The sequence below is a fragment of the Mycolicibacterium holsaticum DSM 44478 = JCM 12374 genome (assembly GCF_019645835.1).
GTDB lineage: Bacteria > Actinomycetota > Actinomycetes > Mycobacteriales > Mycobacteriaceae > Mycobacterium > Mycobacterium holsaticum.
The window spans coordinates 1,003,286-1,015,719 of the sequence record NZ_CP080998.1; the positions used below are offsets into that span (position 1 = coordinate 1,003,286).

Annotated in this window: 10 protein-coding genes; 2 read left to right on the forward strand and 8 right to left on the reverse strand. The window is 68.7% G+C overall.

Annotated elements, in window-relative coordinates; genetic code table 11:
• Positions 1-78 precede the first annotated feature (78 nt).
• Positions 79-2,070 carry a vWA domain-containing protein gene (locus tag K3U96_RS04970; protein WP_220692264.1) on the forward strand — a complete coding sequence of 664 codons (1,992 nt, stop codon included), beginning with the start codon at positions 79-81 and terminating at the stop codon, positions 2,068-2,070.
• An 86-nt stretch (positions 2,071-2,156) separates the two neighbouring features.
• Here K3U96_RS04970 and K3U96_RS04975 read toward each other — a convergent pair whose 3' ends face one another.
• The 8 genes from K3U96_RS04975 to K3U96_RS05010 form a co-directional block, all read right to left on the reverse strand.
• On the reverse strand, positions 2,157-2,738 hold the full coding sequence (locus K3U96_RS04975) for a DUF1707 SHOCT-like domain-containing protein (RefSeq protein ID WP_220692265.1): 582 nt from the start codon (positions 2,736-2,738) through the stop codon (positions 2,157-2,159).
• A gap of 94 nt (positions 2,739-2,832) precedes the next feature.
• Positions 2,833-3,594 carry an SDR family oxidoreductase gene (locus K3U96_RS04980; protein ID WP_220692266.1) on the reverse strand — a complete coding sequence of 254 codons (762 nt, stop codon included), beginning with the start codon at positions 3,592-3,594 and terminating at the stop codon, positions 2,833-2,835.
• Positions 3,594-4,361: an enoyl-CoA hydratase family protein gene (locus tag K3U96_RS04985; protein ID WP_220692267.1), complete on the reverse strand. Its 768-nt coding sequence runs from the start codon at positions 4,359-4,361 to the stop codon at positions 3,594-3,596. The genes K3U96_RS04980 and K3U96_RS04985 overlap by 1 nt, the downstream gene beginning before the upstream one ends.
• Positions 4,361-5,530 carry an acyl-CoA dehydrogenase family protein gene (locus K3U96_RS04990; protein ID WP_069407144.1) on the reverse strand — a complete coding sequence of 390 codons (1,170 nt, stop codon included), beginning with the start codon at positions 5,528-5,530 and terminating at the stop codon, positions 4,361-4,363. The genes K3U96_RS04985 and K3U96_RS04990 overlap by 1 nt, the downstream gene beginning before the upstream one ends.
• Positions 5,527-7,464, reverse strand: a complete 1,938-nt coding sequence (locus K3U96_RS04995) for an ATP-binding protein (protein WP_220692268.1) — start codon at positions 7,462-7,464, stop codon at positions 5,527-5,529. The genes K3U96_RS04990 and K3U96_RS04995 overlap by 4 nt, the downstream gene beginning before the upstream one ends.
• Positions 7,465-7,546: 82 nt before the next feature.
• Positions 7,547-9,142: an acyl-CoA carboxylase subunit beta gene (locus tag K3U96_RS05000; RefSeq protein WP_069407142.1), complete on the reverse strand. Its 1,596-nt coding sequence runs from the start codon at positions 9,140-9,142 to the stop codon at positions 7,547-7,549.
• Positions 9,139-10,317, reverse strand: a complete 1,179-nt coding sequence (locus K3U96_RS05005; RefSeq protein WP_220692269.1) for an acyl-CoA dehydrogenase family protein — start codon at positions 10,315-10,317, stop codon at positions 9,139-9,141. The genes K3U96_RS05000 and K3U96_RS05005 overlap by 4 nt, the downstream gene beginning before the upstream one ends.
• Complete coding sequence (locus tag K3U96_RS05010; RefSeq protein WP_220692270.1) at positions 10,314-12,023, reverse strand: acyclic terpene utilization AtuA family protein; 1,710 nt, start codon at positions 12,021-12,023, stop codon at positions 10,314-10,316. The genes K3U96_RS05005 and K3U96_RS05010 overlap by 4 nt, the downstream gene beginning before the upstream one ends.
• A gap of 208 nt (positions 12,024-12,231) precedes the next feature.
• Between K3U96_RS05010 and rpmF the strand changes: the two genes are divergently transcribed.
• Entirely contained in the window at positions 12,232-12,405 is a 174-nt protein-coding gene (rpmF, locus tag K3U96_RS05015; protein WP_069407139.1) for a 50S ribosomal protein L32, read from the forward strand.
• The last annotated feature ends 29 nt before the right edge of the window (positions 12,406-12,434 follow it).

Sequence of the window (12,434 nt, forward strand, 5' to 3'; positions counted from 1 at the left end):
GACGACGATCAAGCAGCGAGGGACGAGCCGCGTTGTGGGGGCACCTCCCGCGCGAAGCGCAGAGAGAGAGTGCGGCTAATGAGCAGAAGCTCACGATATTCGCGGTACACCGGCGGGCCCGACCCGCTGGCACCGCCGGTCGACCTGCGTGACGCGCTCGAGCAGATCGGCCAGGACGTCATGGAGGGCAGCTCGCCGCGACGCGCGCTGTCGGAAATGCTGCGGCGCGGCACCAAGAACATGCGCGGCGCCGACAAGCTCGCCGCCGAGGCCAACCGTCGTCGTCGAGAACTGTTGCAGCGCAACAATCTCGACGGCACACTGCAGGAGATCAAGAAGCTGCTCGATGAGGCGGTGCTGGCTGAACGCAAGGAGCTGGCGCGCGCGCTCGACGACGACGCGCGCTTCCAGGAGATGCGTATCGAGAACCTGCCGTCGTCACCGGCCAAGGCCGTCCAGGAACTCGCCGACTACGAGTGGCGCAGCCCGCAGGCGCGTGAGTCTTACGAGCAGATCAAGGATCTGCTGGGCCGCGAGATGCTCGATCAGCGGTTTTCCGGCATGAAGCAGGCGTTGGAGAACGCCACCGACGAGGACCGGCAACGGGTCAACGACATGCTCGACGACCTCAACGACCTGCTCGACAAGCATTCCCAAGGACAGGATTCGCAACAAGACTTCGATGACTTCATGAACAAGCACGGCGAGTTCTTCCCCGAGAACCCGCAGAACGTCGAGGAGTTGCTGGACTCGTTGGCCAAGCGGGCCGCCGCCGCGCAGCGGTTCCGCAACAGCCTCTCAGCAGAACAGCGCGCCGAGTTGGATGCGTTGGCGCAGCAGGCGTTTGGTTCGCCGTCGCTGATGAACGCGCTGAACCGGCTCGACGGCCATCTGCAGGCCGCGCGGCCGGGTGAAGACTGGACCGGCTCGTCGCGGTTCTCCGGCGACAACCCGCTCGGCATGGGCGAGGGCGCCCAGGCGCTCGAGGACATCGCCGAGCTCGAACAGCTCGCCGAGGCGCTGTCGCAGAGCTATGCGGGTGCCACCATGGAGGACGTCGATCTGGACATGCTCGCGCGCCAACTCGGCGACGAGGCCGCCGTCGACGCACGCACGCTCTCCGAGCTCGAACGGGCGCTGATGGATCAGGGCTTTCTGGACCGGGGCTCCGACGGACAGTGGCGGCTCTCGCCCAAGGCCATGCGTCAGCTCGGCCAGACCGCGTTACGTGATGTGGCGCAACAGCTTTCGGGTCGACACGGGGAGCGTGAGACCCGTCGCGCCGGGGCCGCCGGTGAGCTCACCGGTGCGACGCGGCCGTGGCAGTTCGGCGACACCGAGCCGTGGAACGTCACCCGCACGCTCACCAACGCGGTGCTACGACGAGCGGGCTCGGGCTCCGCGGCGCTGCCGATGGACATCACCGTCGAGGACGTCGAGATCTCCGAGACCGAGACCCGCACGCAGGCCGCCGTCGCGCTGCTGGTGGACACGTCGTTCTCGATGGTGATGGAGAACCGGTGGCTGCCGATGAAACGCACGGCGCTCGCGCTCAGCCATCTGATCAGCACACGGTTCCGCTCGGATGCGTTGTCCATCATCGCGTTCGGCCGCTACGCGCGCACCGTCACCGCCGCCGAACTCACCGGCCTGGAGGGCGTCTACGAGCAGGGCACCAACCTGCACCACGCGCTGGCGCTGGCGGTGCGGCATCTGCGTCGGCACCCCAATGCCCAACCGGTGGTGCTGGTGGTCACCGACGGCGAGCCGACCGCGCACCTGGAGTCTTATGAACGAGGCGCGGGACCTGATTCGGCGGCTCAGCCGCCGGGAGTCTTCTTCGACTACCCGCCGCATCCGCGCACCATCGCCCACACGGTCAAGGGCTTCGACGACGTGGCCAGCATCGGCGCGCAGGTGACAATTTTCCGGCTGGGTAGCGATCCGGGCCTCGCGCGGTTCATCGACCAGGTGGCGCGGCGGGTGGAGGGACGTGTGGTGGTGCCGGAGCTCGACGGGTTGGGTGCGGCCGTTGTCGGCGACTACCTGCGCTCGCGGCGCCGCCGCTAGCTTTCGCGCTGAGCCCCGCGAGCAGACACTGAATCGCACATTCCGCGCCGCGATCACGCGACTTCGCGTCTGCTCGGCTGGGAACGTCAGGCGGGTTTGCGCTTCTTGCGCTTGACGCCGACGCTGCCCCACAGCGAAAAGCCGCGGATACGCACGCACGGCGCGCCGGGGGAACCCTCGCCGCTGACGCTGTGGTCGAAGCTGCCCATCACCCCGACCCCGCGCAGGTCGACGTTGACCTCCGGCGGCACCAGAATCGTCTGCCCGCCGAAGATCGAGTAGGCATGGATCTCCACCTCCGGTGAGGTGAAGTCGGCGTAGCGCAAATCCACCACGCCGCCGCCCAGCACGGCAACCGTGGTCATCCGTTCGGGCACGTTCCACCGGCCACGGCGTTCGAAGCCGCTCAGGATCGCCAGCAGCAGCGTCGAGGGCGCAGGCCGGCACGGACCGCCGCTGCGGCCACGGTTCATGGCGCCGGGCAGGTCCGCGGACAACCGCTCGAGCTCGTCGTACGTCTGCGCCGCGTACGCCCTGGTCAGCCGATCTTCGTATTCGCCGAGCTGCAGGCGTCCCTGCGCAGCGGCGTCCGTCAGCAACTGCGCTACCTGAATCCGATCGGTATCGGCAGCACGCATTGAACCGTTCCGCGACGCTGGGCTACTCATCGATTACGAGCCTACGACGAACGCTGGCACATGCAAGGTGGTTGTCCAAACTGTGCCCTCACCGTCGTTGGCGAAGCATGTAGATGTGCAAAGTTTATGGCTTCCCCGTCAGGTAGTCGGCGAAGCTGACCGTGCCGACGGCGTTCGCGGGCACCAGGTTGGCGCCCGAGCGAAACCCGGCGACGATGCGGCCCGTAATCGGCAGCGCGACGGCCTTGCGCCGGCTGCCGCGCGCCGCGAGGTACATCCGGCCCAGCTCCGTGTGGGTGTGCACGGCGGGCCCGCCGATATCAGGGGCCCGCCCGGCCGGTTCGGCGTCGACCAGCTCGACGAGACGCGCGGCGACGTCGTGGGTGTCGATCGGCTGGAACCGCACCCCGCGCAGCGCGCACAGCACCGGGGAGAACCGTTGGATCGCGAAGATGGCGTAAATCAGGTCGTGGAACTGTGTGGCGCGCAGCACGGTGTGGCCGACGCCCGACGCCTCAAGGAGCTGCTCGGCCCGCAGTTTGGTCCGGTAGTACGGCAGCGGGATGCGGTCGATGCCGACGATCGACACGTGCACGATGTGCCCGACCGAGGCCCGGCGCGCGGCCGCGATCAGGTTGGCCATGGACGTGACGTCCTTGCCGCCGGTGGGCTGCGTCGCGCAGTTCACCACCACGTCCACGCCGTGCAGCGCATCGTCCAGACCCGTGCCGGCGAGCAGGTCGCCCTGTGCCCAGCGCACACCGGTGTAGCCGACCCGGTTCTTGCGGCTGAGCGCCCTGACCTGATGTCCTGCGTCGACGGCTTCGGGGACCACACAGTGGCCCAGCGTGCCGGTGGCTCCGGTGATCAGGACGGTGTGCGCCATCAGCCTGCCCAGCGGGGTGGCCGCTTCTCCAGGAACGCCATCATGCCTTCGCGGGCCTCCTCGGAGACGAACAGCTCGGCGGACTGTTTGGTCAGCTCTTCGGCGTGGCGGTCGAACTCATCCAGTATGCGCGACGTCGTCAAGGCCTTGGAAGCCGCGAGCCCCTGCGGTGACCCCTTGCCGATGGCTGCGGCCAGCTCGGCCACGGTGGCGTCGACGTCCTCGGCGGCGACCGTGACCAGCCCGATCTCGGCGGCCTGCTGCGCGCCGAACTTCTCCCCGGTCACGAAGTAGCGGCCGGCCGCTCTCGGGGTCATCTTGGGCAGCAGGGTCAGCGAGATGATCGAGGGCGCGACCCCGATGCGCGCCTCGGTCAACGCGAACGTGCTCGTCGGTCCGGCCACGGCGAGGTCGCAGGCACCGACGAGCCCGAGCCCGCCCGCGCGGACATGCCCGTCGACGGCGGCGATGACGGGTATCGGCAACTCGAGGATGCGACGCAGCAGCCGGGCCGCCTCGCGGGCGCGGTCGAGGGCGACATCGCCGGGGTCGCGTCCTGCGGTCTCGCGAAGGTCGGCTCCCGCGCAGAAGGTGCCGCCGGTGTGGCCGAGGACGACGACCCGTGCGCCGGGTTCGGCGACGGCCTGGGTGAGGCCCTGGTGCAACTGGTCCACCAACTCGGTGGACAGCGCGTTGCGGTTCTCCGGAGAGTCCAGGGTGAGTCGGGCGATGGGGCCGTCGACGCGGTAGCGGACCAAGGTGCTCATCAGTAGGACCTCGGCAGGCCCAGCGAGGTCTGCGCCACGAAGTTGAGCACCATCTCCCTGCTGACCGGGGCGATGCGCGCCAGCTTCGACGCGGTCACCGCCGCGGCGATGCCGTACTCCTTGGTCAAACCGTTGCCACCCAGCGATTGCACCGCCTGGTCGACCGCACGCACCGACGCCTCACCCGCGGCGTACTTGGCCATGTTCGCGGCTTCGGCGGCCCCGGCGTCGTCGCCGCTGTCGTAGAGCGCAGCCGCCTTCTGCATCATCAACTTGGCCAGCTCGATCTCGATATGGTTCTGCGCCAACGGATGTGACAGCCCCTGATGCGCACCGATCGGCGTCTTCCACACCTGACGGGTCTTGACGTAGTCGACGGCCTTGTTGATCGCGAACCGGCCCATGCCGACTGCGCTGGCCGCACCCATGATCCGCTCGGGGTTGAGCCCCGCGAACAGTTGGGCGATCGCCGCGTCCTCGGAACCCACCAGCGCGTCGGCGGGCAGTCGAACGTCGTCGAGGAACACCTGGAACTGGCTCTCGGGGCTGATCAACTCCATCTCGATCTTGGTCCAGCTCAACCCTTTTGCGTCGGTGGGGACGATGAACAGGGCGGGGCGCAGAGATTCGGACTTGGCCACTCCGTCTTTGAAGGCGCGGCCGACCACCAGCACCGCCTGCGCCTGGTCGATGCCGGAGATGAACACCTTCTGCCCCGACAGGATCCAATCGGAGCCGTCGCGGCGCGCGGTGGTGGTGATGCGGTGGCTGTTGGACCCGGCGTCGGGTTCGGTGATCGCGAAGGCCATCGTGGTCGAACCGTCGGCCAGGCCGGGCAGCCACCGCTTCTTCTGGTCGTCGGTGCCGAACTTGGTGATGATCGTGCCGTTGATGGCCGGCGAGACCACCATCATCAGCAGCGCCGAACCGGCGGCGGCCATTTCCTCCATCACCAGCGACAGCTCGTACATGCCGGCGCCGCCGCCGCCGTACTCCTCGGGCAGGTTGACCCCGAGAAATCCGAGTTTGCCTGCCTCCTGCCATAATTCGGTGGTGTGCTGGCCGGCGCGGGCCTTCTCCAGGTAGTAGTCCTGGCCGTAGTTGGTGGCCATCGCGGCGACGGCCTTACGCAGCGCGTGCTGCTCTTCGGTCTCGATAAAGCTGCTCAACGGGGGTCTCCTTCTTCGGTGTCCACTCGGGCAAGGACGGCGCCGACGTCGACCTGCTGGCCGGATTCGACGTTGAGTTCGGCGAGCACGCCATCGGCGGGCGCGGTCACGGTGTGTTCCATTTTCATCGCCTCCAGCCACACCAGCGGCTGGCCGGCGCTGACCCGGTCGCCGACCGCCGCGCCGATGCGCAGCACCGAACCCGGCATCGGGGCCAACAGCGAACCGTGCGCGACGGCCGCGTCGGGATCCGGAAAGCGCGACAGCGCGACGAGGTGCACCGGTCCCAGTGGTGAGTCGACGAACACGTCGTCGCGGTAGCGGGCGACGTCGAACGGACGGTCCACACCGTCCACCCGCAGCACCACACGGTCCGGCGCCTGCGACACCAGCGTCACCCCGGCCACGTCGGGCAGGTCCACCCCGGTGCGCGTGAACCGGTACCGCACCTGCTGTTCGCCCCCTGCGGCGTCGCTGTAGCGTTTGGTCTGGAAACCCGATGCCAGGTTACGCCAGCCGCTGGGTGCAGCGGCGAACACCGTTGCGCCCGAGCGGTTTTGTGCGGCATCGGCGAATGCCGCGGCGACGGCGCTCAACGTGACGGCCCGCTCGTCGGTCAGCGTGGCCGACAACGCGGCCAGCCCGTGGGTGTCGAAGAACGAGGTGTCGGTGGCGCCGTCGAGGAACGCCGGATGCCGCAGCACGTTGACCAGCAGGTCGCGGTTGGTGCGCACGCCATGGATGCGCGCGCGTGCCAGTGCGTCGGCGAGCACCCCCGCGGCCTGGCGGCGGGTCGGCGCGTGCGAGATCACCTTGGCCAGCATCGGGTCGTAGTAGATGGAAACCGTTGAGCCGTCGACGATGCCGGAGTCGACCCGCACCGCCCCGGTCACCTCGAACCGGTGCACCGGTCCTGCCTGCGGCTGCCATCCCTTGGCGGGATCCTCGGCGTACACACGCGCCTCGATCGAGTATCCGCCAGACGGCGGTGGTTCGGGGTCAAGGCGACCCCCGTCGGCGACGTGCAGTTGCAGCTCGACCAGGTCCAGGCCCGTGGTGAGCTCGGTGACCGGATGCTCGACCTGCAGCCGGGTGTTCATCTCGAGGAAGAAGAAGTTGCCCGAGTCGTCGGCCATGAACTCGACGGTGCCTGCGCCGGTGTAGCTGATCGCCTTCGCGGCCAGCCGCGCGGCCTCGAACAGCTTGGCGCGCATGCCCGGTGTGCGCTCGACGAGCGGCGACGGTGCTTCCTCGATGACCTTCTGGTGGCGTCGCTGGATCGAGCATTCGCGTTCGCCGACCGCCCACACCGTGCCGTGAGCGTCGGCGAGCACCTGCACTTCGACGTGGTGACCGGTGGCCAGATAGCGCTCGCAGAACACCGTCGGGTCGCCGAACGCGGACTGGGCTTCGCGGCGGGCCGCCTCGAGCTGGCCGGGCAGCTCGGCGAGATCGCGGACCACCCGCATGCCCCGCCCGCCCCCGCCCGCCGAGGCTTTGATCAGCACCGGCAGCGCCTCGGCTGTCACGGTGTCGGGGTCCAACTCGTCCAGCACGGGCACACCCGCGGCGGCCATCAGCTTTTTCGCCTCGATCTTGGAGCCCATCGCGGCGACCGCGGCGGCAGGCGGCCCGATCCATGTCAGCCCGGCCTCTTGGACGGCCCTGGCGAATTCGGCGTTCTCCGAGAGGAATCCGTAACCGGGGTGGACGGCGTCGGCGCCGGCGGCGCGTGCGGCGGCGATCACCTGGGCCGCATCGAGGTATCCGCGGGTGCCGTCCAGTCGGACCCGCGCGTCGGCCTCGGCCACGTGCGGTGCCCGGGCGTCGGGATCGGTGTAGACCGCCACGGTGCCGACACCGATGCGCCGGCACGTGGCGAACACCCGTCGGGCGATCTCACCGCGGTTGGCGACCAGTACGCGGGCGATCATCGGGTCCCTCCCTCAGTGATTTCGGTGTAGTTGGTCACGCTCAACGAGACCAAGCACACCGAAATCGCAGTCATCACGGCGCTCACATCCGGAAGACGCCGAAGTTCGACGTCCCCTTGATCGGGCCGTTGGCGATGGCGGACAGGCACATTCCCAGCACGGTGCGGGTGTCGCGCGGGTCGATCACCCCGTCGTCGTAGAGGCGCCCGCTCAAGAACATCGGCAGCGACTCCGCTTCGATCTGCGCTTCGACCGCGGCGCGCAGCGCGGCATCGGCGTCCTCGTCGAACTGCTGGCCGCGGGCTTCGGCGGCGGCCCGGCTGACGATGGACAACACCCCGGCCAGTTGGGTGCCGCCCATCACCGCGGACTTCGCGCTGGGCCAGGCGAACAGGAACCGCGGATCGTAGGCACGTCCGCACATGCCGTAGTGGCCCGCGCCGTAGGAGGCGCCGATCAGCAGGGAGATGTGCGGAACGGTGGAGTTGGACACGGCGTTGATCATCATCGACCCGTGCTTGATCATCCCGCCTTCTTCGTAGGCCTTACCGACCATGTATCCGGTGGTGTTGTGCAGGAACAACAACGGGGTGTCGGCCCGGTTGGCCAACTGGATGAACTGGGTGGCCTTCTGGGACTCCTCGGAGAACAGCACACCGCGGTGGTTGGCCAGGATGCCGATCGGATAGCCGTACAGCGTCGCCCATCCGGTCACCAGCGACGAGCCGTACATGGCCTTGAACTCGTCGAACTGCGAACCGTCGACGATGCGGGCGATCACCTCGCGCGGGTCGAACGGCACCCGCAGGTCCGACGGCACGATGCCCAGCAGTTCGTCGGCGTCGAACAAGGGCTCGGTGACCGGGCGCGGTGTCGGGCCGCGCTTGTGCCAGTTCAACCGTGCCACGATGCGGCGTCCGATGCGGATCGCGTCGGGCTCGTCGATGGCGAAGTAGTCGGCCAGACCCGAGGTGCGGGCGTGCATTTCGGCACCGCCGAGCGATTCGTCGTCGGATTCCTCACCGGTGGCCATCTTGACCAGCGGCGGACCCGCCAGAAACACCTTCGAGCGTTCCCTGATCATCACCACGTGGTCAGACATCCCCGGGATGTAGGCGCCGCCCGCGGTGGAGTTGCCGAAGACCAGCGCGATCGTCGGGATACCGGCCGCCGAGAGCCGGGTGAGGTCGCGGAACATCTGCCCGCCGGGGATGAAGATCTCCTTCTGGGTGGGCAGATCGGCGCCGCCGGACTCCACCAGCGAGATCAGCGGCAACCGGTTCTCCAGCGCGATCTGGTTGGCCCGCAACACCTTCTTCAACGTCCACGGGTTGCTGGTGCCGCCCTTGACCGTCGGGTCGTTGGCCACCAGCATGCACTCGACCCCGCTCACCGCGCCGATACCGACGACGACGCTGGCACCGACCCGGAAATCGCTGCCGTACCCGGCCAGCGGGCTCAACTCCAGAAACGGCGAATCCGGGTCGACGAGCAGTTCGATGCGTTCGCGAGCCGTCATCTTGCCGCGCTCGTGGTGGCGGCTGACGTACTTCTCGCCGCCGCCGGCCAGCGCCTTGGCGTGTTCGGCGTCCAGCTCGGCCAGTTTGGCGATCATCGCCGACGCGGCCTGCTGGTAGCCCGACGAATTCGTGTCCAGGACGGACTTCAACGCCGTCATGACTGGAATCCCAACGTTTTGGCGGCCAACGCGGTGAGGATTTCGGTGGTGCCCCCACCGATGCCGAGGATGCGCATATCGCGGTACTGGCGTTCGACCTCGGACTCGGCCATATAGCCCATGCCGCCGAACAACTGCACCGCCTGGTTGGCCACCCATTCTCCGGCCTCCACGGCGGTGTTCTTGGCGAAACACACCTCGGCGATCAGGTTCGGCTCACCCTGGCTCGATGTCGCCGGCTCCGCGGCTCCGGCGAGCTGACGCTGCACCACGTGGTGGGTGTACACCCGCGCCACGTCGATGCGACGGGCCATCTCCGCCAACGTGTTCTGGACCTGTTGACGGGAGATCAGCGGCCGGCCGAACGTCTCCCGGTCGCGGCACCACTGCACGGTCAGGTCCAGGCAGCGTTGCGCGCTGGAATAGGCCTGCGCGGCCAGCCCGACGCGTTCGGCGACGAACGCCCCGGCGATCTGGAGGAACCCGGAGTTTTCGGCGCCGATCAGGTTGGCCGCCGGTACCCGCACGTCGGTGTAGGACAGCTCGGCGGTGTCCGAGGACCGCCAGCCCATCTTGTCGAGTTTGCGGCTGACCTCGAAACCCGCAGCGCCCTTGTCCACGACGATCAGCGAAACCCCCGCTGCCCCAGCGCCGCCCGTGCGTACCGCGGTGACGACGTAGTCGGCCCGCACGCCCGAGGTGATGTACGTCTTGGCGCCGTTGATGATGTAGTCGTCACCGTCCGAATCGGCACGGGTCCTCAGGTGCCCGACGTCGGAGCCGCCGCCCGGTTCGGTGATCGCGAGGCTGCCGATCAGCTCACCGGCGAGTGTGGGGCGCACATAGGTGTCGATCAATCGCTGATCACCGGAGGCGATCATGTGTGGCACCGAGATTCCGCAGGTGAACAGCGACGCGAACACCCCGCCGGGGCAGCCCGCCTGATGCATCTCCTCGCAGATGACCACCGCGTCGGCGCCGTCGCCGCCGCCACCACCGACCGATTCGGGGAATCCCGCGCCCAGCAGCCCGGCCGCACCGGCCTTGCGGTGCAGTTCGCGGGGCAGCTCACCGCTGCGTTCCCACTCGTCGACATACGGCAGGATCTCGCGTTCGGCGAACGCGCGCACCGACTTTCGCAGTTGTTCACGTTCGGGCGTGTGCCAGATGCTCAAGCCAACAGCTCCTCGGGTACCTCGATAGTGCGGCTCCGCAGCCATTCGCCAAGCCCTTTGGCCTGCGGGTCGAACCGGGCCTGGTAGGCCACGCCGTCGCCGAGGATGTCGTCGATGACGAAGTTGACCGCCCGCAGATTGGGCAGCACATGCCTGGTGACGGGCAAATCCGCCGTCTCCGGCAGTAATTCGCGCAGCATGTCGACGGTCAGGGTGTGCACCAGCCACCGCCACTGCGGGTCGGTGCGCACCCACACGCCCACGTTCGCGCTGCCGCCCTTGTCGCCGCTGCGAGCGCCGGCGATCGTGCCGAGCGGCACGCGCCGGGTCTGCCCGGACGGATGCGGCTCCGGTAGCGCCGGCGACGCGACCGCCGCGAGCTCCGTCGTCTCGGCGGCCGGTGCGATGTCGACGCGGGTACCGTCGGCGTGCACGGCCACGTGCGGCACGTCGCCCGCGGGGACGAACGCCGGCCGAAACACCCCGTACACCTGGCCGTCGCCGGGCGGGGCGGTGGCGTGAAATCCCGGATAGCTCGACAATGCGAGTTCCACTGCGGCCGAGGAGAATTTGCGTCCGACATTGGCGGGGTCCGGATCGCGCACCACACACCGCAGCAACGCGCTGGCGGTCTCCTCGGTGTCGGCGTCCGCGTGGTCGGTGCGCGCCAGCGTCCACTGCATCTCGGCCGGTTTGACCGCCATGTTGTTTTCCAGCTGCCTGCGCACCAGCTCGGCCTTGGCCTCGATGTCCAGCCCCGTCAGCACCAACGTCATCTCGTTGCGGAACCCGCCGATGCTGTTGAGCGACACCTTCAGCGTCGGCGGCGGGGGCTCACCCCTGACCCCGCTGATGCGCACCCGGTCGGGGCCGTCGGAGGACAACTCGACGGTGTCGACCCGCAGCGTCGCATCCGGGTTGGCGTACCGCGCGCCGGTGATCTCGTAGAGCAGTTGCGCGGTGACGGTGCCGACGGTGACCGCGCCGCCGGTGCCCGGATGCTTGGTGATGACCGATGACCCGTCGGGGTGGATCTCGGCGAGCGGAAACCCCGGCCGGAGCAAGTCCGTGAAATCGCCGAACTCCTGAGCGAAGAACGCGTAGTTGCCGCCGGTGGCCTGCGCGCCGCACTCGATCACGTGGCCCGCGGCGATCGCCCCGGCCAGCCGGTCGTAGTCGGTGCGGTCCCAGCCGTGGTGCGCGGCGGCGGGCCCGACGATCACCGACGCGTCGGTCACCCGGCCGGTGACGACGACGTCGGCGCCCGCGGTCAGGCAGTCGACAATGCCCCACGCACCGAGATAGGCGTTGGCCGCCAGCGCCGACTCGAAACCGAGCTCGCCGGCCCGCGGCATCAGGTCGTCGCCCTCGACATGGGCGACGTTCACCGTCAACCCCAACCGCTCGGCGAGCCCCCGCACCGCGTCGGCCAGCCCTGCGGGGTTGAGCCCGCCCGCGTTGGCGACGATGCGCACGCCCCGGTCGAGCGCGAGGCCCAGGCACTCCTCGAGCTGTTTGAGGAACGTCTTGGCGTAGCCGCGAGCGGGGTCCTTGGCGCGGTCACGGGCCAGGATCAGCATGGTCAGCTCGGCCAGGTAGTCACCGGTGAGGTAGTCCAGATCGCCGCCGGTGAGCATCTCGCGCATCGCCGAGAGCCGATCGCCGTAGAACCCCGAGCAGTTGCCGATGCGGACCGGACCAGTCACCAGGCCTCCCATCGCGTCACCGGCGTGCCGTGCCGACCAACCGGTAGGTTAGCGAGCGCCGGCAGGTTCCCGTCAAGGCACTCCGCATTTTGGAGGCTACGCAGCGCGGGGGCTATCCTGAAGGGCAATTGTCGACGCTGGACACCTCCCGCGGCGCAAGTTGGATTTCCGGCCCGGCCGGTGACCCCCTCACGAGGAGACTTCTTTCATGGCTGTGCCCAAGCGCAGGATGTCGCGCTCGAACACCCGTAGCCGTCGCTCACAGTGGAAGGCCAAGCGCCCCGAGCTGGTCAGCGTCACCGTGGCAGGCCGGGAACACAAGGTGCCGCGCCGGCTGCTCAAGGCCGCCCGCCTCGGCCTGATCGACCTCGACCGCCGCTAGTTGCTCCGGCGCGCCTCTCAGGTCACTCT

Coding starts and splice junctions, on each gene's coding strand:
- K3U96_RS04970 (WP_220692264.1), top strand. CDS start 79: ATGAGCAGAAGCTCACGATATTCGCGGTACACCGGCGGGCCCGACCCG.
- K3U96_RS04975 (WP_220692265.1), bottom strand. CDS start 2,738: ATGAGTAGCCCAGCGTCGCGGAACGGTTCAATGCGTGCTGCCGATACC.
- K3U96_RS04980 (WP_220692266.1), bottom strand. CDS start 3,594: ATGGCGCACACCGTCCTGATCACCGGAGCCACCGGCACGCTGGGCCAC.
- K3U96_RS04985 (WP_220692267.1), bottom strand. CDS start 4,361: ATGAGCACCTTGGTCCGCTACCGCGTCGACGGCCCCATCGCCCGACTC.
- K3U96_RS04995 (WP_220692268.1), bottom strand. CDS start 7,464: ATGATCGCCCGCGTACTGGTCGCCAACCGCGGTGAGATCGCCCGACGG.
- K3U96_RS05000 (WP_069407142.1), bottom strand. CDS start 9,142: ATGACGGCGTTGAAGTCCGTCCTGGACACGAATTCGTCGGGCTACCAG.
- rpmF (WP_069407139.1), top strand. CDS start 12,232: ATGGCTGTGCCCAAGCGCAGGATGTCGCGCTCGAACACCCGTAGCCGT.